This window comes from Noviherbaspirillum sp. Root189 (assembly GCF_001428545.1).
Lineage (GTDB): Bacteria > Pseudomonadota > Gammaproteobacteria > Burkholderiales > Burkholderiaceae_D > Noviherbaspirillum.
In genome coordinates this window covers 123,589-146,371 of record NZ_LMHZ01000002.1, presented here as the reverse complement: position 1 = coordinate 146,371, position 22,783 = coordinate 123,589, and the positions used below count along the sequence as shown (strand labels likewise).

At 57.1% G+C, this 22,783-nt stretch carries 22 protein-coding genes and 1 tRNA gene; 12 read left to right on the top strand and 11 right to left on the bottom strand.

The genetic code is table 11. From position 1 onward, the window contains the following. Nucleotides 1-67: 67 nt before the first annotated feature. A protein-coding gene (locus ASE07_RS02380; RefSeq protein WP_442946040.1) for an IS3 family transposase occupies nucleotides 68-1,299 on the top strand; the annotation gives its coding sequence in 2 pieces (ribosomal slippage) (nucleotides 68-428 and nucleotides 428-1,299; 1,233 coding nt in all). 686 nt (nucleotides 1,300-1,985) lie between these two features. On the opposite strand, the gene ASE07_RS02375 is transcribed toward ASE07_RS02380, so the two are convergent. Further along, entirely contained in the window at nucleotides 1,986-2,297 is a 312-nt protein-coding gene (locus ASE07_RS02375) for a hypothetical protein (protein WP_057289196.1), read from the bottom strand. A 146-nt stretch (nucleotides 2,298-2,443) separates the two neighbouring features. On the opposite strand from ASE07_RS02375, the gene ASE07_RS02370 reads away from it, so the two are divergent. Then, nucleotides 2,444-2,686 (top strand): helix-turn-helix domain-containing protein, encoded by a 243-nt coding sequence (locus ASE07_RS02370; RefSeq protein ID WP_057289195.1) that lies wholly within the window; start codon nucleotides 2,444-2,446, stop codon nucleotides 2,684-2,686. A gap of 94 nt (nucleotides 2,687-2,780) precedes the next feature. Here ASE07_RS02370 and ASE07_RS02365 read toward each other — a convergent pair. The 3 genes from ASE07_RS02365 to pepN form a co-directional block, all read right to left on the bottom strand. Next, nucleotides 2,781-2,856 (bottom strand) — tRNA-Thr (locus ASE07_RS02365). Nucleotides 2,857-2,967: 111 nt separating this feature from the next. Further along, nucleotides 2,968-3,969, bottom strand: a complete 1,002-nt coding sequence (locus ASE07_RS02360) for a class 1 fructose-bisphosphatase (RefSeq protein WP_057289194.1) — start codon at nucleotides 3,967-3,969, stop codon at nucleotides 2,968-2,970. A 177-nt stretch (nucleotides 3,970-4,146) separates the two neighbouring features. Beyond that, complete coding sequence (gene pepN, locus ASE07_RS02355; RefSeq protein WP_057289193.1) at nucleotides 4,147-6,834, bottom strand: aminopeptidase N; 2,688 nt, start codon at nucleotides 6,832-6,834, stop codon at nucleotides 4,147-4,149. 72 nt (nucleotides 6,835-6,906) lie between these two features. On the opposite strand from pepN, the gene ASE07_RS02350 reads away from it, so the two are divergent. Together ASE07_RS02350 and ASE07_RS02345 are read left to right on the top strand one after the other, a co-directional pair. Further along, nucleotides 6,907-7,248: a hypothetical protein gene (locus ASE07_RS02350; protein WP_057289192.1), complete on the top strand. Its 342-nt coding sequence runs from the start codon at nucleotides 6,907-6,909 to the stop codon at nucleotides 7,246-7,248. Between the two features lie 342 nt (nucleotides 7,249-7,590). Then, entirely contained in the window at nucleotides 7,591-8,229 is a 639-nt protein-coding gene (locus ASE07_RS02345; protein ID WP_057289191.1) for a DUF4136 domain-containing protein, read from the top strand. A gap of 70 nt (nucleotides 8,230-8,299) precedes the next feature. On the opposite strand, the gene ASE07_RS02340 is transcribed toward ASE07_RS02345, so the two are convergent. The 6 genes from ASE07_RS02340 to ASE07_RS02320 form a co-directional block, all read right to left on the bottom strand. Continuing rightward, the gene (locus tag ASE07_RS02340) at nucleotides 8,300-10,234 is read right to left on the bottom strand and encodes a DUF1631 family protein (protein WP_057289190.1); all 1,935 of its coding nucleotides are present in this window, start codon (nucleotides 10,232-10,234) and stop codon (nucleotides 8,300-8,302) included. Between the two features lie 40 nt (nucleotides 10,235-10,274). Further along, a complete protein-coding gene (locus tag ASE07_RS29375; protein WP_200960866.1) occupies nucleotides 10,275-10,433 on the bottom strand; it encodes a hypothetical protein in 159 nt (52 codons plus the stop codon). After that, nucleotides 10,433-11,407, bottom strand: a complete 975-nt coding sequence (locus ASE07_RS02335) for a quinone oxidoreductase family protein (RefSeq protein ID WP_057289189.1) — start codon at nucleotides 11,405-11,407, stop codon at nucleotides 10,433-10,435. The genes ASE07_RS29375 and ASE07_RS02335 overlap by 1 nt, the downstream gene beginning before the upstream one ends. Before the next feature lie 21 nt (nucleotides 11,408-11,428). Then, nucleotides 11,429-11,818, bottom strand: a complete 390-nt coding sequence (locus tag ASE07_RS02330) for a methylglyoxal synthase (protein WP_057289188.1) — start codon at nucleotides 11,816-11,818, stop codon at nucleotides 11,429-11,431. 141 nt (nucleotides 11,819-11,959) lie between these two features. Next, nucleotides 11,960-12,739 carry an SDR family oxidoreductase gene (locus tag ASE07_RS02325; RefSeq protein ID WP_057289187.1) on the bottom strand — a complete coding sequence of 260 codons (780 nt, stop codon included), beginning with the start codon at nucleotides 12,737-12,739 and terminating at the stop codon, nucleotides 11,960-11,962. 40 nt (nucleotides 12,740-12,779) lie between these two features. Next, nucleotides 12,780-13,700, bottom strand: coding sequence for a DMT family transporter (locus tag ASE07_RS02320; protein WP_057289186.1), 921 nt, complete (start codon nucleotides 13,698-13,700; stop codon nucleotides 12,780-12,782). A 165-nt stretch (nucleotides 13,701-13,865) separates the two neighbouring features. Here ASE07_RS02320 and ASE07_RS02315 point away from each other — a divergent pair, with 165 nt between their 5' ends. Next, the gene (locus tag ASE07_RS02315) at nucleotides 13,866-14,366 is read left to right on the top strand and encodes an AAC(3)-I family aminoglycoside N-acetyltransferase (RefSeq protein ID WP_082583903.1); all 501 of its coding nucleotides are present in this window, start codon (nucleotides 13,866-13,868) and stop codon (nucleotides 14,364-14,366) included. 104 nt (nucleotides 14,367-14,470) lie between these two features. Then, complete coding sequence (locus ASE07_RS02310) at nucleotides 14,471-15,916, top strand: FAD-binding oxidoreductase (protein ID WP_235548320.1); 1,446 nt, start codon at nucleotides 14,471-14,473, stop codon at nucleotides 15,914-15,916. A 69-nt stretch (nucleotides 15,917-15,985) separates the two neighbouring features. Here the strand turns inward: ASE07_RS02310 and ASE07_RS02305 are convergent, their stop codons facing one another. Then, nucleotides 15,986-17,560 carry a helicase HerA-like C-terminal domain-containing protein gene (locus ASE07_RS02305; protein WP_057289184.1) on the bottom strand — a complete coding sequence of 525 codons (1,575 nt, stop codon included), beginning with the start codon at nucleotides 17,558-17,560 and terminating at the stop codon, nucleotides 15,986-15,988. 151 nt (nucleotides 17,561-17,711) lie between these two features. On the opposite strand from ASE07_RS02305, the gene ASE07_RS02300 reads away from it, so the two are divergent. The 6 genes from ASE07_RS02300 to rlmH all read left to right on the top strand — a co-directional run bounded on the left by ASE07_RS02300 (nucleotide 17,712) and on the right by rlmH (nucleotide 22,778). Next, on the top strand, nucleotides 17,712-18,437 hold the full coding sequence (locus ASE07_RS02300) for a YebC/PmpR family DNA-binding transcriptional regulator (RefSeq protein WP_057289183.1): 726 nt from the start codon (nucleotides 17,712-17,714) through the stop codon (nucleotides 18,435-18,437). A gap of 116 nt (nucleotides 18,438-18,553) precedes the next feature. Beyond that, nucleotides 18,554-19,828 carry a phosphoribosylamine--glycine ligase gene (gene purD / locus ASE07_RS02295; protein WP_057289182.1) on the top strand — a complete coding sequence of 425 codons (1,275 nt, stop codon included), beginning with the start codon at nucleotides 18,554-18,556 and terminating at the stop codon, nucleotides 19,826-19,828. Nucleotides 19,829-20,116: 288 nt separating this feature from the next. Then, nucleotides 20,117-21,037 (top strand): oxygen-dependent coproporphyrinogen oxidase, encoded by a 921-nt coding sequence (gene hemF / locus ASE07_RS02290; RefSeq protein WP_057289213.1) that lies wholly within the window; start codon nucleotides 20,117-20,119, stop codon nucleotides 21,035-21,037. Beyond that, the gene (locus tag ASE07_RS02285) at nucleotides 21,028-21,678 is read left to right on the top strand and encodes a nicotinate-nucleotide adenylyltransferase (protein WP_057289181.1); all 651 of its coding nucleotides are present in this window, start codon (nucleotides 21,028-21,030) and stop codon (nucleotides 21,676-21,678) included. The genes hemF and ASE07_RS02285 overlap by 10 nt, the downstream gene beginning before the upstream one ends. Then, on the top strand, nucleotides 21,678-22,301 hold the full coding sequence (gene rsfS, locus ASE07_RS02280; RefSeq protein ID WP_057289180.1) for a ribosome silencing factor: 624 nt from the start codon (nucleotides 21,678-21,680) through the stop codon (nucleotides 22,299-22,301). The genes ASE07_RS02285 and rsfS overlap by 1 nt, the downstream gene beginning before the upstream one ends. 6 nt (nucleotides 22,302-22,307) lie before the next feature. Continuing rightward, the gene (rlmH, locus tag ASE07_RS02275) at nucleotides 22,308-22,778 is read left to right on the top strand and encodes a 23S rRNA (pseudouridine(1915)-N(3))-methyltransferase RlmH (protein ID WP_057289179.1); all 471 of its coding nucleotides are present in this window, start codon (nucleotides 22,308-22,310) and stop codon (nucleotides 22,776-22,778) included. The last annotated feature ends 5 nt before the right edge of the window (nucleotides 22,779-22,783 follow it).

The window sequence follows — 22,783 nt, the reverse complement described above, 5'->3', positions numbered from 1 at the left end:
AATTGAAGTAGCCCCCTGATTCTCCGGACCATCGGTATTCCTTAAAATTGCAACTAGGAATACTGCTATGGATATGCCTATGCCTTCGGGAAGAAGTCGGGAAGTGGAAGTGATTACCGGGGTCCAGCGGCGAAGACGCTGGACCCCGGAGCAGAAGCTGGAATGGGTCAGACGGACGATGGAACCAGGGATGTCAGTGTCCCTGGTAGCCAGGGAGGCAGGCATCACTGCCAGCCAGCTTTTCCAATGGCGCAAGGCCTACACCGAGGGTTCACTCGTGGCGGTCGGGGCAAATGAGCCGGTAGTGCCGGCCTCGGAGCTACAAGAGGCGCTCAGACGCGTCAAGCAACTAGAAGCAGCTTTGGGACGCAAGACCCTGGAAAACGAAATCCTCAAGGAAGCCGTCGACTTCGCCAAGTCAAAAAAATGGATTGCGCGCTCGCCGCTGTTGCCCGGGGAAGAGCAATGAGGCTGGTTTGCTCAACTCTAGGCGTGGCGCGCAGTCATCTGGTGGCACTCGTGAATCGTCCAACAGACTGGAGCGACCGTCGCAAGGCGCGCCAGCGCTCCGACGATGCACAGCTTCTGAAGGACATCCGCCAGGTCGTTCACGAGCTGGGAACGTACGGCTACCGCAGGGTCTGGGGCGTGCTGAGGCATCAGCATGACTGCGGTGCAAATCACAAGACCATCTATCGCGTCATGCGCGACCATGGTCTGCTGCTGTATCGCCATGGCCAAAGACCGGTATCGACGCGCAAGCATGACGGACAAATCGCCGTCGCCACCAGCAATACGCGCTGGTGCACGGACGGCTTCGAGGTCAGTTGCGACAACGGGGAGCGGGTTCGCGTGGCGTTCGCCTTGGACTGCTGCGACCGGGAGGTGATGAGCTGGGTGGCCACGACCAAGGGGATTGATGCCGGATTGGTGGGAGACTTGATGATGCAGGCGGTCGAATATCGGTTTGGCGCCAACCAAATTGCGCCGACAGAGATTGAGTGGCTATCGGATAACGGCAGCTGCTACACGGCTGCCGAGACTCGCTCGTTTGCTCGTGCCCTGGGTCTCAAACCGGTTACGACGCCTGTTCACAGCCCTCAGAGCAACGGGATGGCTGAGAGCTTCGTGAAAACGATTAAACGCGACTACGCCAAGCTTGCGTTGCGACCGGATGCTAAAGCTGTGATGCAGCAGCTGGCCGATTGGTTTGAGCACTACAATACGAAGCACCCACACAGTGCATTGAAGTATCTGCCGCCGAGGATGTTCAGGGAGCGGCAGTCCTTAAATAACTAATACCGACGGTCCGGGAATATAGGGGCGAGACCANCCACACAGTGCATTGAAGTATCTGCCGCCGAGGATGTTCAGGGAGCGGCAGTCCTTAAATAACTAATACCGACGGTCCGGGAATATAGGGGCGAGACCAGCAATATACACTCGCGGATTAATACCTCCTGCGATGTAGGAGAGGACGCAGAACGACACTATGACTCCGCCTGCACTCCAGTAATCTCCACGAAGTGCAATGACTATAGCGCCTAGGATGCAAAGAAGCTGCCAAAGGCCAAGAATAAATGCTGTAGTTTTCGTGACCCCAGGATAGCACCAAGCATGGTTATAGCGGTCAAATAACTCTTGAGCTGTTGGAGATAGACCGTCTAGGAATATCTTTGGTTGGCGTCGCAACGACGAATATGTGAACCAAAGAAGGATAACTGCGACAAGAGAGAGGCAAAAGAATGCCGAACTCGAAAAGAATATTACGACAGAGGCGATAATCCAAATAAAACCGGCGATGTATGAAGTCATAAGTTTGATTAAGCTGACCTGCCTCTAGATAGCATGGGACATTAAAAAATTACAAAAATCGTATCAAGCTGCTTCACTCAGTATTCATCTGCTCAGATTTTCCCCCCTCCCCCCACCAAGAAGCAGGGCCGAAGTATGCAGGCGCGTACTTGTGTAAGTACCAAGGCCAGCTAAAGCTCTTTATTTTTATCTTGTAAGTTCAAGTGGTCCATCATTTTGCTAAATCGTGCAGCGCGAGCTTTAGCCTTTGGATACCCATGAAGTGCATCCCACCAGTGCGATAGGTCGCGTCCGAGTCGCCCCATAAATGCGCTACCAACTGCAAAGACAATGACAACTAGCCAATAGAACACCGTTAATGCAAGCAGGCCTAAAACCCATTCGTGAAAAAGGACCGTAACAGCAAGCATTCCACCAACGGACGCAAGGTTTCCTTTATTCTTTTGTACAAACCTCACCACAGATCGAAATTGAAACTCCATCGCGCTCCCTGAATGGCTCTATGTCTGAGGAAGGCACTAGATCCAGCGTACCCACATCCGGTAATTTCTTAATCAATGAATATTATACGTAACAGTTACGTTTAGTCTGTAGTCGTATAGTCTACAAAGCAAGATGATCGGGCTGTATGAAGCCCAAAGGGAAATATGTAGACGCACGTACGCTGTTCTCCGCGAATATGCAACGCATCCGAAGAGAGCAAGGCATCTCGCAGGAAAAGCTTGCAGAATTGGCGGGCTTACACCGTACCTATGTAAGCTCAGTAGAGCGTCAAGGAAGAAATGTGACGATTGACAACATGGAGCGGATTGCCTTTGCCTTGGAAGTTCCGCTATTTACCCTTCTCATGCCGCCCGGAGAGAGTGCGTAGCGTAGTAGCTTATCTTCATGTCTACATACTGTCTACGTAGACCGAAAAAGAAAAAGGCCCATGACTAGAGAAAGTCATAAGCCTTTGATTTCCTTGGTGCTGATGAGACGAATCGAACGTCCGACCTACTGATTACGAATCAGTTGCTCTACCAACTGAGCTACATCAGCGATGAAGCGTATTCTAGCAAAAACATTTGCCGCATTACCAGACCGCCAACCCTTTCACCGCCAGCAAGAGACCCTTCCTTCAATCTCCCGCTAACGGCGTCCAGACCACGTTTACTCGTTGTGATAACTGGTCACGCGTTCCACTTCACTCTTCGACCCCAGAAACACCGCAACCCGCTCATGCAGCTTGCCCGGCTGAATGTCCAGAATGCGCTGCTTGCCGTTAGTCGCAGCGCCACCGGCCTGCTCGATGAGGAAGGCCATGGGATTGGCTTCGTACATCAGGCGCAGCTTGCCTGGCTTGTCCGGTTCACGCGCGTCAGCCGGGTACATGAAGATGCCGCCACGGTTGAGGATGCGGTGTACGTCGGCCACCATGGAGGCGATCCAGCGCATGTTGAAGTTCTTGCCGCGCGGACCGGTGTCGCCGGCTTGCAGTTCGTCGATGTAGCGCTTGACGGGCGGGTACCAGTGGCGGGCGTTGGAGGCGTTGATCGCGTATTCCTTGGTTTCCTCGGGAACCTTCATGTCGCGCTCGGTGAGTACCCAGGAACCCATTTCACGGTCGAGCGTGAAGCAGTTGACGCCGTCGCCGGTGGTCAGCACGAGCACGGTCTGTGGGCCGTAGACGGCGTAGCCGGCGGCGACCTGCTTGCTGCCCGGTTGCAGGAAATCCTTTTCGGTCGGCTCCTTCATGCCTTCGGGGGCCTTCAGCACCGAGAAGATGGTACCGATCGAGACGTTGACGTCGATGTTGCTGGAGCCGTCGAGCGGATCGAACAGCAGCATGTATTCGCCCTTGGGATAGCGATTGGGAATCGGGTGGATGGTTTCCATTTCTTCCGATGCCATCGCCGCGAGGTGGCCGCCCCACTCGTTGGCTTCGAGCAGGATTTCATTGGACAGGACGTCGAGCTTTTTCTGCACTTCGCCCTGGACGTTTTCGCTACCTGCGCTGCCGAGGACTTCGCCGAGCGCACCCTTGCTGACCGCATGACTGATGGTCTTGCAGGCGCGGGCGACGACTTCGATCAGCAGGCGCAGTTCGGCGGGGATGCTGTTATGGAGGCGCTGCTCCTCGACCAGGTATTGCGTGAGGCTTACTCGTTTCATAGGCGTTCCAGTAGTAATAATGTTAGGAATTGCGGCGTTATGTGATGGCCTCTTTCCGTGGCCCGCCTGCGGTACCTGTCTTCGTTGTGGACTGTTACCGCGGCGGCCTTTCGGTGTCTTGAGGACTCTGTGTTTTTGCGTTGCTTGTTGTGTTGCTTGTTGTATTGCGTATTGTCCTTAATCGGCAAGCGACTTGGTGACCACTTCAAGCACGTCTTTCGACAGGGACTTGGTGGCCGCTACGCGCTTGAGCGCTGCGCGCATTTTTTCCTGCAAGGTAGGCGTGTATTTCCGCCAGCGATCCATCGTGCGCGCAAGGCGTGCGGCAACTTGCGGATTGATCGCATTGAGTGCAATCACCTGGTCGGCCCAGAATTCATAGCCGCTGCCATCGACCGCATGGAATTGCGACGGATTGCCATTGCAGAAGCTGAAGATCAGGCTGCGTGCGCGGTTTGGATTCTTGATGGAAAAGGCCGGGTGTTTCATCAGTTCGCGTACGGTCGCCACATCGGTATGGCGCGCCATGGCCTGCAGCGAGAACCACTTGTCGATGACCAGCGCTTCCTGCTTGAAGTCTTCATAGAAGCTGGCAAGTGCCGCGTCCCTGCCCGGTGCAGTGCTGTTGACCATTGCGGATAGCGCGGCAATGCGATCGGTCATGTTGTTGGCATTGTCGTACTGGTTTTGCGCGAGCCGGTGAGCATCGACATCGTCGACTTCCATCACGTAGGATAGGGCGAGGTTCTTGAGACCACGCTTGCCGGCAGAGATGGGGTCGGGACTGTAGGTGCCGGGTGTGCGGTTGTCCTGATAGGCGACCAGCCAGTCAACCTTCAGCGCGGACGCGAGTGAGCGGCGCAGGAAAATGCGCACCGCATGGATGGCGTGCGGGTCGATCACATCCATCTGCTCGGCGACTACGGTTTCCGATGGCAGCGTCAGCGCCAGTTCACAGAAGGCGGGATCGAGGTTGGTATCGGTCAGCGTTGCACGGAAAGCCCTCTGCAATGCCGTATCGTTCCGCGCGGTGTCGTTCAAGGGAATGCCATCCTGCACCGACTGCGACAACGCGAGCATGCGGCGCATCGCGAGCCGTTGACCGGCTTCCCAGCGATTGAAGGCATCACTGTCATTGGCCATCAGGAAGGCGAGATCGGCGTCGCTGTAGTCATACTCCAGGATGACCGGCGCGGAGAAATTGCGCAGGATCGACGGCACCGGCTGTTCGCTGACGTTGGTGAAGACGAAGGTCTCGTTCGCCTGCGTGAGTTCCAGCACCATGGTGGTCGGCGCCGCGCCATTGTTGCCTGCCTGATTGTCCTGCGATCCGCCCTGCAATGCCAGTGGCATGTCGCGGCCGCTCCTGTCGAGCAGACCGACTGCAACCGGAATATGGAAAGGCAGCTTCTTGCTTTGTCCTGGCGTCGGTGGGCAGGATTGCGTCAGCGTGATGGAGTAGGTCTTTGCATCGCGGTCGTATTGCGTTTCCGCCTTGACGCGCGGCGTGCCGGCCTGGCTGTACCAGAGTTCGAACTGGCTCAGGTCACGGCTATTGGCATCGGCCATTGCGGCACGGAAATCGTCGCAGGTGACCGCCTGTCCGTCATGCCGTTGGAAATACAGGTCCATGCCCTTGCGGAAGCCGTCGCGTCCGAGCAGGGTCTGGTACATGCGCACGACTTCCGAACCCTTCTCGTAAATCGTGACGGTGTAGAAGTTGTTGATTTCGACATAGGAATCGGGGCGCACCGGATGCGCCATCGGGCCGGCGTCTTCCGGAAATTGCGCCTGGCGCAATACGCGCACGTCCTCGATGCGCTTGACCGCGCGGCCGCTTTCGCTACCGATCAGGTCAGCGGAGAATTCCTGGTCACGGAAAACGGTGAGGCCTTCCTTGAGCGAGAGCTGGAACCAGTCGCGGCAGGTGACGCGGTTGCCGGTCCAGTTGTGAAAATATTCATGGCCGACCACGGATTCGATGCCGGCGTAATCGGCATCGGTAGCAATGCGCGGGTTGGCCAGCACGTACTTGGTGTTGAAGATGTTGAGGCCCTTGTTTTCCATCGCCCCCATGTTGAAGTCGCCAACCGCAACGATCATGAAGCGGTCAAGGTCGAGTTCAAGGCCGAAGCGTTCAACGTCCCAACGGATGCTGTTTTTCAGCGAGTCCATTGCATGCTGGGTCTTGTCGAGGTTGCCCTCCTCCACCCATACCTGCAGCAGGACTTCACGTCCCGATTGCAGCATGTAGGTTTCTTCCTGGCAGACCAGTTGACCGGCGACCAGCGCGAACAGATAAGACGGCTTCTTGAACGGATCTTCCCATACCGCGTAATGACGGCCATCGCCCAAAACGCCTTCCTCGATGAGGTTGCCATTGGACAGCAATACGGGATAACGTTGCTTGTCGGCACGCAGCATCACCTTGTATTTCGCCATCACGTCGGGGCGATCGGGGAAGAAAGTAATCTTGCGGAAACCTTCTGCTTCACACTGGGTGAAAAAGTTGCCGTTGGACGTGTACAGGCCCATCAGCGAGGTGTTCTGGTTCGGATGGATGGCGGTTTCGATTTCCAGCGTGACGCTGTCAGGCGCGTTGAAGATCTCGAGAATACCGTTTCCCAGCGCATAACCGCGCTTGGCGACTTCTTTGCCGTTCATGCGCAGCTGCACGAGTTCCAGGCTATCACCGTACAAGACAAGGCTCTTGTTGCGGCTTTCGGTATTGCGGCGCATGGTCAGCCGAGTGGCGACGCGCGTGAGATCCGGATCGAGGTCAAACCCCATTTCAACGGTATCGACCCAGTAGGTCGGCGGCGTGTAATCCTTGCGATAAATCGTTTGGGCGGTGTCGGTACGCATAGTTGGATTGGTTTCGCGAGATAATGACGCAAATAGCCATTTTACCAACCAACACGGCGGGAGCCTATCCTGATGAAATCATCCTTTGCGCTTTTCGTAGTTGCCATTTCTGCACTACTTGCCGGCTGCACACAGGAACAGCAGAACCAGATCAGCCGCTCGGTCCAGAACTGGACCGGTACCAACGGTGTCCTGGAGTTTTATGCGGGCGATAAACTGATGCGCCGCTTTATCAAGATCGACAAGATGACCACTGCGTCCGGGACCAATGACGGGCAGCCACGTTCGTACCGGTTTGGCTATGGCGTGCTCGATGAAAACCAGAACATGGTTGCTGACCCGGGCGAGAAAAAAGTGTATTTCGAGATCAGCGATTTCGGGGCGAATTACATCTTTTTCGAGAATCCACGATAGGGTTATTGGGGGATGTGCTTGCCAGATGGGGTTTGCTGGTGAACGCTGCCGGGAAAGTGAAAAATTTTTTGCTTGTATCGGCTGTTGAGCCGATGTGGGCACTCAACCTCCATCCCAACCTTCCTCCTCGCCGGGCGCCCCTGCCAAGGGGGAAGGGGCCGGTCTGCAGCATATTGGATGTCATGCGATTTGTTGTGACGTCCTTTGGATTTGCAATGACGTCCTCAACGTGGTCGGTCAGCGCTACCCAGGTTTACAGAATTACAAAAATTTGCGGAATTTTTAACGCGCTTTTACATTCTCAGTTTCTATAAAGAGACATTGCAAAACCGGAGAGAAGTTATGAAACGATGGCTGGTCGCCGGCATGATGGCGATAACGACCTTGCTGCTGGGCGGTTGCGCGACCAGCACCATCAGAAGCGACGTGACGGCGTTTCACGAATGGCCCGATACCCTGCCGGACAAATCGTATGTCTTCGAACGGACCAAGGACCAGAACGACAGCCTCGAATACCGCAGCTATGAAGACCTGGTGCGTGCCGAACTGAACCGGCTTGGTTTTACGGAAGCGCCCGCTTCCACCACGCCCGCACTGAAGGCTGCACTAAGCTACAGCATCACGGGCCGCGATGTGCGCGAGGTCTATCCGGTCGTGGTTAACCCTTACTGGTATGGGCCTGCCTGGCGTGGCTACTACGGACCTTTCTATGATCCATTCTATGATCCATTCTGGTATGGACCTCCTGTCGTGGAGCAAAGGGTCTCGCAATACCAGTTGTTTACACGACAGCTGAAGATCATACTGGCGCGCATGGCCGATGGCAAAAAGCTCTATGAAACGACTGTCGTCAGCGAAGGCACCAACCGATCACTGGCGGCGATCATGCCCTATATGGTGCGCAGCGCATTCGTCGATTTTCCTGGCAAGAGCGGCGTGCCGCGCCGGATCGAACTTGAAGTCGCAAAGCAGCAAAAATAAGTTGTTGCAACGGTTCTGCTTACCGGGCTGCTGTGTTGCCAGGTAAGCCTGCTACATAGATGTGGCTTCCCTATGGCACGCCTAATTCCTGCAACGCGGCATCCAGCGCCTTTCCGATAACCGAGTCACTCGCGATGGCATTGGCGCGGTTGGCGTGCAAGGCTTGCGCAAGCGCCTCGTCGCTGAGTGTGAACAGCACCTGCGTTGACGGCGACACAAAAATGAAGCGTCCACGTGCCGGACTGGCCCATAACAGCCGGCAATTTACCCGCGTCCCGTTATTGCGCACAAACTCCATCCAGCTTCCCGGCTTGAGGTCGTCGATCACCGGCGCAAAACCGGCCAGCGCCGCCTGCTGTTGTGCGCGGGCACGACGTGTCAGTTGGTGCTCGCTGGCGCGCTGTACGGTGTTCATCGTCAGTTCCAGCTGTTGCCGTGGTGAAGGTGCGGCAGGGGCGCGCATTGCCGCCGCCTGGCGTTCGGCCAATTGGCTGAGGAGTTGCTCGCGCTCGGGTCCGTGCCACTTCACCACATTGAGCCAGGCATTCAGCATGGATAGCATGCCGGGCAAGTGGGCGAGCAATTCTTTGCGGTCCTCGGGACTACCTTTAGGCTGCACGCTCCAGATCAGGTCGTCCATTGCCTTGGTGACACTTGGCAGCACGTCTGGTTTGGCACTACGTACGCTGTGGCCAAACGCCAGCACCCGGGTCCATTGCGCGAGCAAAAACTCTTCCAGAAAACCTGGCACTTCACCTGTTTCGATGCGTGCCAGCACGTCTGCCTCGGCGAGTGTCTGTGCATGCGCTTGCTCTTCCTCGCGCAATGCCTGTTCACGCCGGGTTGCAAGCTGGGACTCCAGCGGCAGATAAAGCTGGGCAGCACTCGCCTGCAGGTCACGCATCAGGGTATCGAATACCGAAGTGGGCGGGACGAACTCCGGCGCTAACCCGTCGAGTACGTCGTCAAGCCGTTCCACGGTACGTACAAGTGCCTGATACAGTGGATCGTCGGCGCCGGATGCATCGTCGCAGCCGATGCCGGTGTTGATCATTTCATACAGGAGACGACGCGCGGGATGTGCATCGCTGAACAGGAAATTGGCGTCAGCCAGAGCGAGCTGGGTGAGCGGCTCTTGCAGACGCAGCAGCAAGGTGCGCACGCGCCCGGGAATGATGGTATTGGTGATCAGATGGCTCGACATGCTGTCGAGCAGCGACACCACGCGCGCTGCAATGACGTTGAGCGTACCTTCCGGCGCAAGCCAGGTTCGCAGGCGATGTTCGAGCGATGGCGCGGACAGATCCGTGTCGACAATGCGTGGACGATAGGTGGCTTCGAGATCGGGCAGGATATGGCGCGCTATCAGTTCGCGATTCAGCGTTTGCCAGACCGGCTCCAGCCGCAGGAAAACATCCGGCCGCATCTGCTGCATCGCCAGCCTGTGGGCAATGTCGCCGGGATGGAACTTGCGCCATGCCGCCGATACCGCCTGCAGAAAGGTTTCCGAACGAAACGGATTCTGCGCGATGCCGATCGCATCCGAACCCACGCAGTGGGCAATGCGCAGACTGAGCGAGGTCAGCGTGTCCTGATGCGCGGCATCGAGTACCTGGCTGAGGTTGTCGAGCAATACCCTGGCTTCCATCGCATCGAAGCTAAGGAGAGACAGATCCATGGCACCGCTTTCGATGGGCGCCACGCCGTGCTCGGCGGTCGAGTCGGCCGCCTGGAGCAATTTTTCCTGAAGATTTTCGGCGACAAATTTACTGAACAGGGCCGGTTGGTCGCGCAGTCGCGCAAGCGCGGCACGACAGGCATCGACTTCATCTGCCTGCAGTTCGGGTAGCTGCATCTGGGCGGCCAAGGCCTCATGCAACCGTGTTGTGAAACCATCCAGCTGCACCGAGGCAAGCCGCAACGCGTTGAACGCCAGCGCGTGCAGCAAGGCGACGCGCTCGGCGCCGGCTTGCACCGGACCGCGTCCGGTTGATTGCTCGCTCATGATCGGCGGTATCGGCAATACAAGGCCTGCACCCTCCCGTTCAGGAATACAAGGCTTCGGATGCCAGCGTGATGGCAACGATCAGCAGGACCGCACCGATCAGCACCAGCAGCAACTTGCCAAATTTTGGCGTGCCATCGGTGCCGGTTGGCTGCTCGGCGGGATGCTCCATCGGGTTATTGTGCGGTTCCTTGTTCATCACGGTACCAGGATGGTCGATCCCGTCGTCTTGCGCGCTTCGAGATCACGATGGGCCTGGGCGACATCCTTGAGCGCATAGCGCTGATTGATGTCGATTTTGATCTTCCGGCTTTCGATCATGCTGAACAGATCGGCTGCCATGTCTTCCAGGTCGTTGCGCTTGGCCGCGTAAGTGAACAGGGTCGGGCGCGTGACGAACAACGAACCGCGCGAGGCCAGTTCATTCAGTCCGAACGGCGGTACCGGGCCGGACGCACTGCCGAAGCTGACCATCATGCCCAGCGGAGACAGGCAGTCCAGCGAACCGATGAATGTATCCTTGCCGATCGAGTCGTACACGACCGGCACGCCCTTGCCTTCGGTAATTTCCTTGACGCGCTCGACAAAGTTTTCCGTGTTGTAGTTAATGGTGTGCGTACAGCCGTGCGCTTTGGCAAGCGCAGCTTTTTCGTCGGACCCGACGGTGCCAATCATGTTGACGCCGATCGCGCGTGCCCATTGGCAGGCGATCAGGCCAACGCCGCCGGCGGCTGCATGGAACAGGATGGTTTCGCCGCCACGCAGCGGGAAGGTGCGACGGAACAGGTATTGCACGGTCAGGCCCTGCAGCATCATCGCGGCGCCGGTCTCGAAACTGATCGACTCCGGCAGCTTGACCAGGATGGCCGCGGGCATGATGCGCGCTTCGGCATAGGCGCCGGTCGGACGTCCGGCGTAGGCAACACGATCACCGGGCTTGATGTGGGTGACGCCTTGGCCGACGGCTTCCACCACACCGGCACCTTCCATGCCCAGACCGGCGGGCAGTGGCTGCGGATAAGCGCCGGTGCGGAAATAGACGTCGATATAGTTCAGGCCACAGGCATGCTGGCGGACCAGCGCCTCGCCTGGCCCGGGATTACCGAGTTCAACGTCCACGTATTCCATGACTTCCGGTCCGCCGACGGAATTGATGCGGATAGCCTTGACCATTTCCTGCTCCTTTTAGGTTATTCAGTTGTGATGGTGATGATGAGGAACAATCTGCGATAGCAACATTTTCGCAGAAGTGACATTGGTTGCGCAGGGAACATTGTGCACGTCGCAGGCCCGGATCAATGCATTGATGTCCGGCTCATGCGGCTGCGGGGTCATGGGATCGCGCAAAAAGATGACGCAATCGATCTTGCCCTCCACCAGCTCGGCACCGATCTGCATGTCGCCGCCGAATGGTCCGGAAAGCTTGCGCTCGACCGTCAAGCCGACGTCGTCATGCAATCGTTTGCCGGTCGTGCCGGTGGCTACCAGGATGCATTGCCGCAGAAGATCGGCAAATTCCGATGCCAACTCGACCATGTCATCCTTTTTCTTGTCGTGCGCAATCAGCGCGATACGTTTTTTCACTGCTGCCTCATCGTGTCAAAAACTGGTTGCGGAGAAATGAACGCGCCGCGCATAGGCCGGCTTGCGGCTTGCATTCGCCCGGAATGTCGTTCGACACCTGTCCCGGCGAACGGGTTGCCTGCGCAAACTACTTTTTCAAACTTAAAACGTACCGGGATAGTTGCCGCCGTCGAGCAATACATTCTGGCCGGTCATGTAGCCGGCATGCATGCTGCACAGGAATGCACAGACCGCGCCGAATTCGGCCGGGTTGCCGAAGCGATGTGCGGGAATCTGCTGGCTGCGTGCTTCCAGGACTTCCTCCAGAGTTTTGCCGGTAGCGGCTGCCGCAGCCCCCAGGGTTTTCTTCAGCCGGTCCGTATCGAACTGGCCGGGCAACAGGTTGTTGATCGTGACGTTATGGCTGACCGTCTTGCGTGCAATGCCGGCGACAAAACCGGTCAGGCCGGAACGCGCACCGTTCGACAGGCCGAGGATATCGATCGGTGCCTTGACCGCGCTCGAGGTAATGTTGACGATGCGGCCGAACCCGCGTTCTATCATGCCGTCCACCGTGGCCTTGATCAGTTCGATCGGGGTCAGCATGTTGGCATCGAGGGCGGCAATCCAGTCGTCGCGATTGAATTTACGGAAGTCGCCCGGCGGCGGGCCACCCGCATTGGTAATCAGGATATCCACTTGCGGGCAGGCAGCGAGCGCTTTGTCGCGCCCCTCGGGCGTGGTGATGTCGCAGGCCACGGCATTGACCGTGACGCCTGTCTTCTGACGAATTTCCGCCGCGGTTGCTTCGAGCGCATCCTGGGTGCGGGCGACCAGCGTAACGTGCACCCCTTCTCCGGCAAGCGCTTCCGCGCAGCCCCGGCCGAGTCCCTTGCTTGCGCCGCAGACCAGCGCGTGTTTACCAGCAATTCCAAAATCCATGACTTCTCCTCTGTGTACCGTCGGTAACGTCTGTAATGCGTTATACCCGTTTTTTTGACAATAAATAAATGCCGGCCAGGACCAGCGCGGTTCCTGCAAGTTGTATTCCGGTAATCGGCTCTGCCAGGATGAGGGCACCAAGGAAGAGCGTGGATACCGGTCCGATCATACCGGCTTGCGAAGTCGTCGGTGCGCCGATGCGCGCGACCGCCGCCATGGTCATGAATACCGGGAGTACGGTGCAGAACACGGCGTTAAGCAATGACAAACCGTAGACCTGCACTGGCTGAACCAGCAGCGAAACAGGCCGCAACAAAAAGAATTGCAGGATACAAGCAACACTGGAGACGCACATTGCATAGGCGACCAGCCGTATCGAGCCGACCTTGCGCACCATCTCGCCGGACATCAGCAGGTAGACGGCGTAGGTGATTGCGCTGCCAAGCACGAATGCGCCGCCCAGCAGCACGTTGGCACCGCCGAGACGCACATCATGCAGGAATACCAACACGGTACCTGCATAGGCAGTACCGAGCGCAATCCATTCGAGTTTCGTAATGCTTCTTTTCAGGAAAAGTACCGACAGCAGCAGGACGAACGACGGCGTCAGGAAGAGGATCAGACGCTCAAGGCCGGCCGAAATATGTTCCAGCCCGAGAAAATCAAGAAAGCTCGACAAGTAGTAGCCGAGCAGGCCCATCACCGTGATCTTCGCCAGTTCGCGCTTTGTCAGCGCGGGTTCGGTATGGGCTTTCCAGATCGCCACCGCGGCAAAGAAAGGCACGGAAAACATCATGCGAAAAGCGATCAGCGTCACCGCATCGATGTGGTAGCGATACAGCAGCTTGGCGACGATGGCTTTGGCGGAGAACAGAATGGCGCCGGCGATGGCGATGGTGAGACCAATCAGGAAGGCCTTGCGGTCAAGGCCGGAGATAGAAGGCGGGGAAGTGGATGGCATTCCGCAATTTTACGCGGTGAATCATTTTCTGACTTGCCATGTTGCTGACCGCGGTAATCCGGTGGAATATTCAGAGTCAGGCTGACTGGAATTGGCTTAAGGGTCTGGTTTTTCTACACTATTTGAAAAGCGCGAGTGGGTTCATGCCAAACGAAAGGAAGCAATATGCAGGAAAACATCCATGTTCGATTGCTTGGAGAAGCAGACATTTCCTCCATACGCGCAATGATGAAAATGTTCGGGGAAGCGTTTGGAGACCTTTCAACCTATACCGACAGGCAGCCTGACGACGCGTACCTGCATGACCTGCTTGGAAGCAGGACTTTTCTTGCCGTAGCAGCCTTTGCAGGACCAGAAGTGGTTGGTGGCCTTGCCGCCTATGTCTTGCCCAAGTTCGAGCAAGCCCGATCGGAGCTGTACATCTACGATCTCGCCGTTAGCGAGCCTTACCGCCGGCAAGGCATCGCCACGGCCATGATAGAAGAACTGAAGGTGCAGGCTGCTGAGCGCGGTATCTGGATGATCTTCGTTCAGGCTGACTATGGCGACGATCCGGCGATTGCGCTCTACACAAAACTGGGACTTCGTGAAGATGTTCTGCATTTCGACATCTTGCCAGCAAATTGCCGCCAAAGCACCCGAGATGCTGGCCTTCAGCGAAGGTAAGCTGACTAACACCGTAGATATTAACTTTTAATACTTTAGGGATGCGTATGGTTTAACGACTTGACCTCTCCTACAGTGGGACTCCAATCAAGCAGGAGACTTCAATGACCCACGAGACGCCTAAAGCGCACCCCGCGCCTCTTCCTCGACGTAGCTTTCTTGTCTATACCCTTGGCACAATCGGCTTGAGTTCTGTTGGCATGGCCCGTTCGGTCTGCGCAGCGGATATCGTGGTATCGAATGTGACAGGACTGTATTCCGTCATTGTTGCCAAGGTCGAGCAAGCTTCGTCTGCGGCGGAAGTATCGGAGCTGATAGGCAAATGGCCAGGAAAGATAGCGTTAGGTGGCGGTCGCTACAGTATGGGTGGTCAGGTTGCGGTGCAGGCCGGGTTGCATCTCGATATGCGGAAGATGAATCGCCTGGTCTGGTTCAGGCCCGAAGAACGAACCGTCAGAGTACAGGCGGGCATGCGCTGGCGTGAACTGCAAGAAATTATTGACATGCATCACCTCGCGGTAAAAACGATGCAAAGCTATTCCAACTTTACCGTTGGCGGGTCTGTATCCGTGAATGCCCATGGCCGTTATGTCGGGCACGGACCGATCTGCAATTCAGTCAGGGCACTTCAGATGGTTCTGGCGGACGGCAAAGTTGTTGAAGCCGGCCTGAATCACAACCGATCTCTATTCAGGGCTGCTATCGGCGGCTATGGCGCTGTCGGAGTCATTACCGAGGTAGAGCTGGAACTCAGCCGCAATGTCCCAATCGAGCGGATCATACAGTCGGTGCCACTGGAACAGTACGTGGATTTTTTCAAGTCCCGGATTGAGTCGGATCCCAGGCATATTCTGCACAACGCAGATCTTTTACCACCGGCGTTTAACGCACCCGTTTCCGTCACCTGGAAAAGCACAGACAAGCCGCTTACAGAGACACAACGACTTATTCCAGGCGGCCTTTCCTACCCTATCGAGCAAAACGTCCTTTGGGCTGTGACGGAATTACCTGGGGGAGAAACATTACAGGCGCAAGTCATTCGTCCCCGTGTTCTGAGTAAGCCTGTCGTAAAGTGGCTCAACCATGAGGCCAGCCGCGATACCGCTGAACTGGAACCCCGCACCCGAATGATGAGCACTTACGCGTTACAGGAATATTTCATCCCGACTCGCCATTTTGTCGCTTTCGCCAAGGGAATGGCGAAGATTCTGCAGCAACAAAACGTTGAGGCGCTGAATGTCTCAATCAGGCATTCGCCGGTTGATACCGTAAGCTTGCTTCCGTGGGCAAAAGAAGAGGTGTTCTGCTTCGTCATTTATTACAAGCAGCGCACTTATCTGAAGGCCAGAGAAGATGTCGGTCACTGGACTCGTGCATTGATCGAGCTAGCGTTGGCGAATGGGGGACGGTACTACCTTCCTTACCAGTTACACGCCACAAAACGACAGTTCCATCGGGCATATCCGGAAGCTGATGCGCTTCGGTCCGTAAAGAGCATGGTGGACCCCGCCGATAAATTTTCTAACGAATTATGGAGAAAATATCTGTAAGCGAAGGCATGTCGCTGCGCATAAGCATGAGCGTGCCGTCACCAAAGCACGGCACGCCGCACACCAGCTTCAGCGTTTCATGATCGAACCAAGCACACCGCGAATGATTTCCCGTCCGACCTGTGAGCCGATGCTGCGCGCCGCGGATTTCACCATGGCTTCGACCATGGTGTCCTTGCGGCGTCCCACGCTGCTGCCGCCGAACAGCCCGCCCATTGCGTCGCGCACCGAGTCGCCAAACGATGCGCCGCCGTCCGCTTCTCGCGAAGCAGGCTCTGCGTCACGGGATGAGGAAGCCGGAGAACCCGATGTTGCGCGACCGCGTTTTGCCGGCTGGACATCTTCCTTGGCCGGCATTTCACGGGCCACACGGCCTTTCAGTTTTTCGTAGGCGGATTCGCGGTCGACGACTTTTTCATAGACCCCGGCCACCATGGAATCGGCCATGAATTCGCTGCGCTCGACGTCGGTGATCGGCCCGATCTGCGATGCCGGAGGTACGACGTAGGCGCGCTCGACCATATTCGGCCGGCCCTTTTCATCGAGAAACGACACCAGCGCCTCGCCGACGCCGAGTTCAGTAATGACCTGGGCGGTATCGAGCTTGGGATTGGGACGGAAGGTCTCGGCGGCGGTCTGCACCGCTTTCTGATCGCGTGGCGTGTAGGCGCGCAAGGCGTGCTGGACGCGGTTACCCAACTGGCCGAGCACGGTATCCGGAATGTCGAGCGGATTCTGCGTGACAAAGTACACGCCAACCCCTTTGGAACGGATCAGGCGGACCACCTGCTCGATTTTTTGCAGCAAGGGCTTGGGCGCTTCGTCGAACAGCAGGTGGGCTTCATCGAAGAAGAAAACGAGTTTCGGCTTGTCGAGGTCACCGACTTCGGGCAGGTGTTCGAACAGTTCCGCTAGCATCCATAGCAGGAAGATCGCGTACAGGCGCGGCGAATTCAGCAGCTTGTCCGCCGCCAGGATATTGATCACGCCCTTGCCCTGCGGATCAGTTTGCATGAAATCGTCGATGTTGAGCATCGGTTCGCCGAAAAAGCGGTCGCCGCCCTGCTCGTCGATGGCAATCAAGCCGCGCTGGATGGCACCGATGCTGGCTGCGGAAATATTGCCGTACTCAGTCTGGATCTCGGCGGCATTTTCGCCCACATGCTGCAGCATCGCCCGCAAATCTTTCAGATCCAGCAACAGCAAGCCGTGGTCATCGGCGACCTTGAACACCAGTTGCAACACGCCCTGCTGGACTTCATTCAGGTTCAACATGCGCGACAGCAGCAACGGGCCAAGGTCGGAAACGGTGGCGCGGACCGGATGGCCTTTTTCGCCGAATACATCCCAGAACGTGACCGGGCAACCGGCCCAGGCCGGTTCGGTGATGCCGAGCAGGTCGAACCTTTCCTTGATGCGCGGCGTTTCAGAACCTGGTTTGACTAGTCCCGACAGATCGCCCTTGACGTCGGCCATGAATACCGGCACCCCTATGCCTGACAGTGCCTGTGCCAGCGTCTGCAAGGTAACGGTCTTACCGGTTCCAGTTGCGCCTGTGATACAGCCATGGCGGTTGGCCAGATTAGGGAGGAGCGCGAGTTCGAGGTCCTGGTGTTTGGCGATCAGCAGCGGTTCGAGAGGCATGTTTGGTCAGTCTTTCAGGCAAATTTCACGAAGGGCGATATGGTAAAATTGTAGATTGCTTTTCGGCTTGGCACTTAGTTATTTTGGCGACAAATATGCGCCGGAACGGGGTGCCCGGCCTTCTCTCGTTCATTTCCAAGAAAGATTTGCCATGGCTGGACATAGTAAATGGGCCAATATTAAGCATAAAAAAGCCGCGACCGACGCAAAGCGCGGCAAGATCTGGACACGTTTGATCAAGGAAATCACCGTGGCGGCCCGTTTGGGCGGCGGCGACATGAATGCCAATCCGCGCTTGCGACTGGCGGTGGACAAGGCAGCCGACGCCAATATGCCCAAGGACAACGTGACCCGCGCAATCCAGCGCGGCACCGGCGGCCTGGAAGGCGTCAATTATGAAGAGATCCGCTACGAAGGCTACGGGATCAACGGCGCAGCGATCATCGTTGATTGCATGACTGACAACCGGGTCCGCACGGTGGCTGAAGTGCGTCACGCTTTCTCCAAGTTTGGCGGCAATATGGGGACCGAGGGTTCGGTTGCCTTTCTGTTCAAGCATTGCGGCCAGTTGCTGTTCGCGCCGGGCACGAATGAAGATGCACTGATGGAAGCGGCCTTGGAAGCCGGCGCCGAGGACGTGGTTACCGACGAAGAAGGCGGCATTGAAGTGCTGACCCCGCCGCATGATTTTTCTGCGGTCAAGGAATCGCTGGAAAAGGCGGGTTTTAAAGCAGAAGTGGCTGAAATCCTGATGAAACCGTCAACAGAGACCGTTTTCACGGGAGACGACGCGGTCAAGATGCAAAAATTGCTCGACGCGCTCGAAAACCTTGACGACGTGCAGGAGGTCTATACCAACGCCGTCATCGAGGAATGAGGTTTTCATTTCCTTATTGCAACAAACGATCAATTGACGGCACAGGTGATGCCTGCTCCGTCCTGCAGACGTCAGCGTCTGCAACAAGCAATATTCCATAACGCAAGTAGATTCTCATGAAAATTCTGGTAGTCGGTTCAGGCGGCCGCGAACATGCCTTGGCTTGGAAGCTCGCGCAATCCGAGCGGATTCAAATGGTGTATGTCGCGCCGGGCAATGGCGGCACTTCGCTCGACCCGCGCCTGCAAAACGTCGACATCACCGATCCGGCATGGCTCGCGCAGTTTGCGATCAAGGAAAACATCGCGCTAACCGTGGTGGGCCCCGAAGTCCCGCTGGCGGCTGGCATTGTCAATATCTTCCGCGAGCAAGGCCTGAAGATTTTCGGCCCGACCAAAGAAGCGGCACAACTCGAAAGCTCGAAGGACTTCGCCAAGGCCTTCATGAAGCGTCACCGTATTCCGACCGCCGATTATCAGACGTTTTCCGATCCGCAGGCCGCGCGCAAGTACATCCTGCAAAAGGGTGCACCAATCGTCATCAAGGCGGATGGACTGGCGGCCGGCAAAGGCGTGGTCGTTGCCATGACAATCGATGAAGCGCATGCCGCTGTCGACATGATGCTGTCCGACAACAAGCTGGGGGATGCGGGCGCACGCGTTGTGATCGAGGAATTCCTTGCCGGCGAAGAGGCCAGCTTCATCGTCATGGTTGACGGCAAGCATGTGCTGCCGCTGGCGACCAGCCAGGACCACAAGCGCCTGAAGGACAATGATGAAGGTCCGAATACCGGCGGCATGGGTGCGTATTCGCCCGCGCCGATCGTGACGCCTTCGCTGCACGCGCGCATCATGCGCGAGATCATCAACCCGACTGTGCTGGGCATGAGCAAGGACGGTATTCCGTTCACCGGCTTCCTGTACGCAGGCCTGATGATCGATGCCAAGGGCAACCCGAGAACGCTGGAATTCAATTGCCGCATGGGCGATCCCGAAACCCAGCCGATCATGGCGCGTCTCAAGACTGATCTGGTGAGCGTGATGGAACATGCGGTCAACGGTACACTGGACCAGATCGAACTGGAGTGGGATCGTCGCACAGCACTCGGCGTCGTGATGGCCGCGGCCGGTTATCCGGATGCGCCGCGCAAAGGTGACGTGATTTCGGGCATCCCGGCGGAAAATCCGGAATGCGTGACCTTCCATGCCGGAACAACGATAGCGGACGGCAAGCTGATGACTTCGGGCGGCCGTGTGCTGTGCGTAGTCGGTCTTGGCGACAATGTGCGCATGGCGCAAAAGAATGCATACGACGTCGTGGACCAGATCCATTTTGACGGGGCGCAATTCCGTCGTGATATCGGCTGGCGCGCACTGAAGCGGCACGGATAAACATCGCGTCCGGCCGGTCTGATGAATGTTTCCTGACCGGCCAACGTCACACCGCAGCACTGCATCATCGTAACGAATCAGCAATGAATAATCCGGCCAAACCGGTCGGAAGCATCATGAGTTTCCCGGGAATTGCGTATCGTCCCGGATGGCCTGGGTGTTGCCCTGGCCCTGGCATGCAAACAGGCGGCAAGATGGCATTCGCAACGGTGCTGTGCGCCAAACCATCCACATTCTCAGCTTGCGCGCCGCGACCCGGCGATAAACAGGACACTCCATAATAATATCGTGACCACTATTACTTCCACTGACGTCAAGACTTACCTGCTGGATTTGCAAGCCAGAATCGTTGCGGCGATCGAGCAGGTCGACGGCAAAAGCTTCCTCTTCGACCAATGGCAGCGCCCGCATGGCGAAGGCCCGATCGCGGGCGGCGGCATTTCGCGCATCCTCGAGGAAGGTCATGTGCTCGAACGTGGCGGCGTTGGCTTTTCGCATGTGAGCGGTACCACGTTGCCTCCCAGTGCGGCGGCGAATCGCCCTGAACTGGCTGGCCGTGCATGGGAAGCGATGGGTGTGTCGCTGGTGCTGCATCCGCGCAATCCGTATGCGCCGACCGTTCACATGAATGTACGTTTCTTTATCGCCAGCGCCGAAGGCAAGGAACCGGTATGGTGGTTCGGCGGCGGCATGGATCTGACACCGTATTACGGCTTTGAAGAAGATGCGAAGCATTTTCACCAGGCTTGCCATGATGCGCTGGCACCGTTCGGCGACGATCTGCATCCGCGCTTCAAGAAATGGTGTGACGACTACTTTTATCTCAAGCACCGCAAGGAAGCACGCGGCGTGGGCGGCATCTTTTTCGATGATTTCCACGAACTCGGGCTGGAACAAAGCTTTGCCATGATCAAAAGCGTAGGCGACCGCTTTATCGATGCCTATGTGCCCATCCTGAACAAACGCAAGGATATGCCTTATGGCGAACGCGAACGCGATTTCCAGGCCTACCGGCGTGGGCGCTATGTTGAATTCAACCTGGTCTATGATCGCGGCACACTGTTCGGGCTGCAGTCCGGCGGTCGGACCGAATCGATCCTGATGTCCATGCCGCCGGTCGTGAAATGGCGTTATGACTGGACACCGGAACCCGGCAGCGCGGAAGCCCGGCTATATTCCGATTTCCTGGTGCACCGCGAATGGGTGTGACCCGCTCCATCGCCTTGCTCGGTGGGAGCTTTGATCCCGTCCATAACGGCCATGTCGCGCTGGGGAATTACTTCGTCACCCTGCTGGCGCCGGATGAGCTGCGACTTCTTCCGGCGGGCAATCCCTGGCAAAAACCGCCGCTCAAGGCCAGTGCACAGCAGCGCATCGCCATGCTGCGGCTGGCGTTCGAGCGCACTGCGGTAACGGTGGTCATCGACGAGCAAGAGATTCACCGCAATGATGCCTCGTACACCATCGATACCTTGCGGGCCATGCGTTCGCAGCTTGGTCCGGAAGTATCACTGGCATTTCTGATCGGCGGCGACCAGCTGCTGCAGCTACATACCTGGAAGGACTGGCAGGCACTGTTCGACCATGCGCATATTTGCGCGGCGTCGCGCCCCGGTTTCGATGTCGCTGTCCTGCCGCCCGAAGTAGCCCGTGAGTTTTCCCGGCGCGGGGCAACCGCAGAACAGATTCGCACGACGCCGCATGGCTTGGCGCTGCTGGGCACCAACCTGGCGATCGATATTTCGGCTACGCAAATACGTGCCGCGCTTCAACACGACGAACCCGTCACCACGCTCGTTCCGGGCGGGGTGCTAGACTATATCCAACAACATCATCTCTATAAAAGCTAATGGACATCAAAAAACTCCAATCCACCGTGATCGACGCGCTTGAGGACGTCAAGGCCCAGGACATCCGCATTTACGACACTGTCCATCTGACCAGCATGTTCGACCGACTGGCGATCGCGTCCGGCACCTCCAACCGCCAGACCAAGGCGCTGGCCGCCTCGGTACGCGACAAGGTGAAGGAAAAAGGCGGCAGTATCGTCAGCATCGAAGGTGAAGACACCGGGGAATGGGTATTGGTTGATCTCGGCGACATGATTGTGCATATCATGCAGCCGGCCATCCGCGAATACTATCGTCTCGAGGAAATCTGGGGCGACAAGGAAGTCAAGTTCGGCGCGGCCAAGCGTGTTTCCAAGCGCACCGCATCCGAGGATATGGAAGAAGAAGCACCGAAGAAGCGCTCGCGCCACCTCGCCGCAAGCCAGACCACGGTTGACGACGAAGAGAAGAAGCCGGCGCGCAAAACGGCCGTGAAAAAAACCGCAGCCAAAACCACGGCAGCCAAGAAGCCAAAGGCCCCTGTGGGCAAGACCGTCAAGGTCGCTGCCGGCAAGACCGCCGCACCGCGCAAGACGGCAGCCAAAACCGCAGCCAAACGTCCGGCACGGAAAACCGCTGAATAAGCCGTCATGCAGCTTGTAATTGCCGCGGTTGGGCATAAAATGCCCGGCTGGATCGAGGACGGCTTTGGTGAGTACGCGAAAAGGATGCCGCCGGAATGCCGCATCCAGCTCAAGGAAATCAAACCCGTCGAGCGCTCAGGGAGCAAGACTGCGGAAACCGTCATGGCGCTGGAACGCGTCAAGATTGAAGCGGCGATTCCGAAGGGCTCGCGCATCATCGCGCTTGACGAGCGGGGCAAGGACATAACAACCATGCAACTGTCCCGCTTTCTGACGGAGTGGCAACAAGACGGCCGTGATGTTACATTTCTGATAGGGGGCGCAGATGGTCTGGACGCCGGCCTGAAGGCTTCGGCCGACATGCTGGTCAGAATTTCCAGCCTGACGCTTCCGCATGGAATGGTACGCGTGTTGCTCGCCGAACAGCTTTACCGGGCCTGGTCCATCACACAAAATCATCCGTACCACCGCGTTTAAAGAAT

What these genes read in the sequence shown, in the direction of transcription:
- ASE07_RS02315 (WP_082583903.1), top strand. Translation starts at nt 13,866, where the DNA reads ATGCAGGAAAACATCCATGTTCGATTGCTTGGAGAAGCAGACATTTCC.
- purD (WP_057289182.1), top strand. Translation starts at nt 18,554, where the DNA reads ATGAAAATTCTGGTAGTCGGTTCAGGCGGCCGCGAACATGCCTTGGCT.
- ASE07_RS02310 (WP_235548320.1), top strand. Translation starts at nt 14,471, where the DNA reads ATGACCCACGAGACGCCTAAAGCGCACCCCGCGCCTCTTCCTCGACGT.
- ASE07_RS02370 (WP_057289195.1), top strand. Translation starts at nt 2,444, where the DNA reads ATGAAGCCCAAAGGGAAATATGTAGACGCACGTACGCTGTTCTCCGCG.
- ASE07_RS02285 (WP_057289181.1), top strand. Translation starts at nt 21,028, where the DNA reads ATGGGTGTGACCCGCTCCATCGCCTTGCTCGGTGGGAGCTTTGATCCC.
- ASE07_RS29375 (WP_200960866.1), bottom strand. Translation starts at nt 10,433, where the DNA reads ATGAACAAGGAACCGCACAATAACCCGATGGAGCATCCCGCCGAGCAG.
- pepN (WP_057289193.1), bottom strand. Translation starts at nt 6,834, where the DNA reads ATGCGTACCGACACCGCCCAAACGATTTATCGCAAGGATTACACGCCG.
- ASE07_RS02335 (WP_057289189.1), bottom strand. Translation starts at nt 11,407, where the DNA reads ATGGTCAAGGCTATCCGCATCAATTCCGTCGGCGGACCGGAAGTCATG.
- ASE07_RS02325 (WP_057289187.1), bottom strand. Translation starts at nt 12,739, where the DNA reads ATGGATTTTGGAATTGCTGGTAAACACGCGCTGGTCTGCGGCGCAAGC.
- rlmH (WP_057289179.1), top strand. Translation starts at nt 22,308, where the DNA reads ATGCAGCTTGTAATTGCCGCGGTTGGGCATAAAATGCCCGGCTGGATC.
- ASE07_RS02320 (WP_057289186.1), bottom strand. Translation starts at nt 13,700, where the DNA reads ATGCCATCCACTTCCCCGCCTTCTATCTCCGGCCTTGACCGCAAGGCC.
- ASE07_RS02345 (WP_057289191.1), top strand. Translation starts at nt 7,591, where the DNA reads ATGAAACGATGGCTGGTCGCCGGCATGATGGCGATAACGACCTTGCTG.
- ASE07_RS02350 (WP_057289192.1), top strand. Translation starts at nt 6,907, where the DNA reads ATGAAATCATCCTTTGCGCTTTTCGTAGTTGCCATTTCTGCACTACTT.
- ASE07_RS02375 (WP_057289196.1), bottom strand. Translation starts at nt 2,297, where the DNA reads ATGGAGTTTCAATTTCGATCTGTGGTGAGGTTTGTACAAAAGAATAAA.
- rsfS (WP_057289180.1), top strand. Translation starts at nt 21,678, where the DNA reads ATGGACATCAAAAAACTCCAATCCACCGTGATCGACGCGCTTGAGGAC.
- ASE07_RS02360 (WP_057289194.1), bottom strand. Translation starts at nt 3,969, where the DNA reads ATGAAACGAGTAAGCCTCACGCAATACCTGGTCGAGGAGCAGCGCCTC.
- ASE07_RS02340 (WP_057289190.1), bottom strand. Translation starts at nt 10,234, where the DNA reads ATGAGCGAGCAATCAACCGGACGCGGTCCGGTGCAAGCCGGCGCCGAG.
- ASE07_RS02300 (WP_057289183.1), top strand. Translation starts at nt 17,712, where the DNA reads ATGGCTGGACATAGTAAATGGGCCAATATTAAGCATAAAAAAGCCGCG.
- ASE07_RS02305 (WP_057289184.1), bottom strand. Translation starts at nt 17,560, where the DNA reads ATGCCTCTCGAACCGCTGCTGATCGCCAAACACCAGGACCTCGAACTC.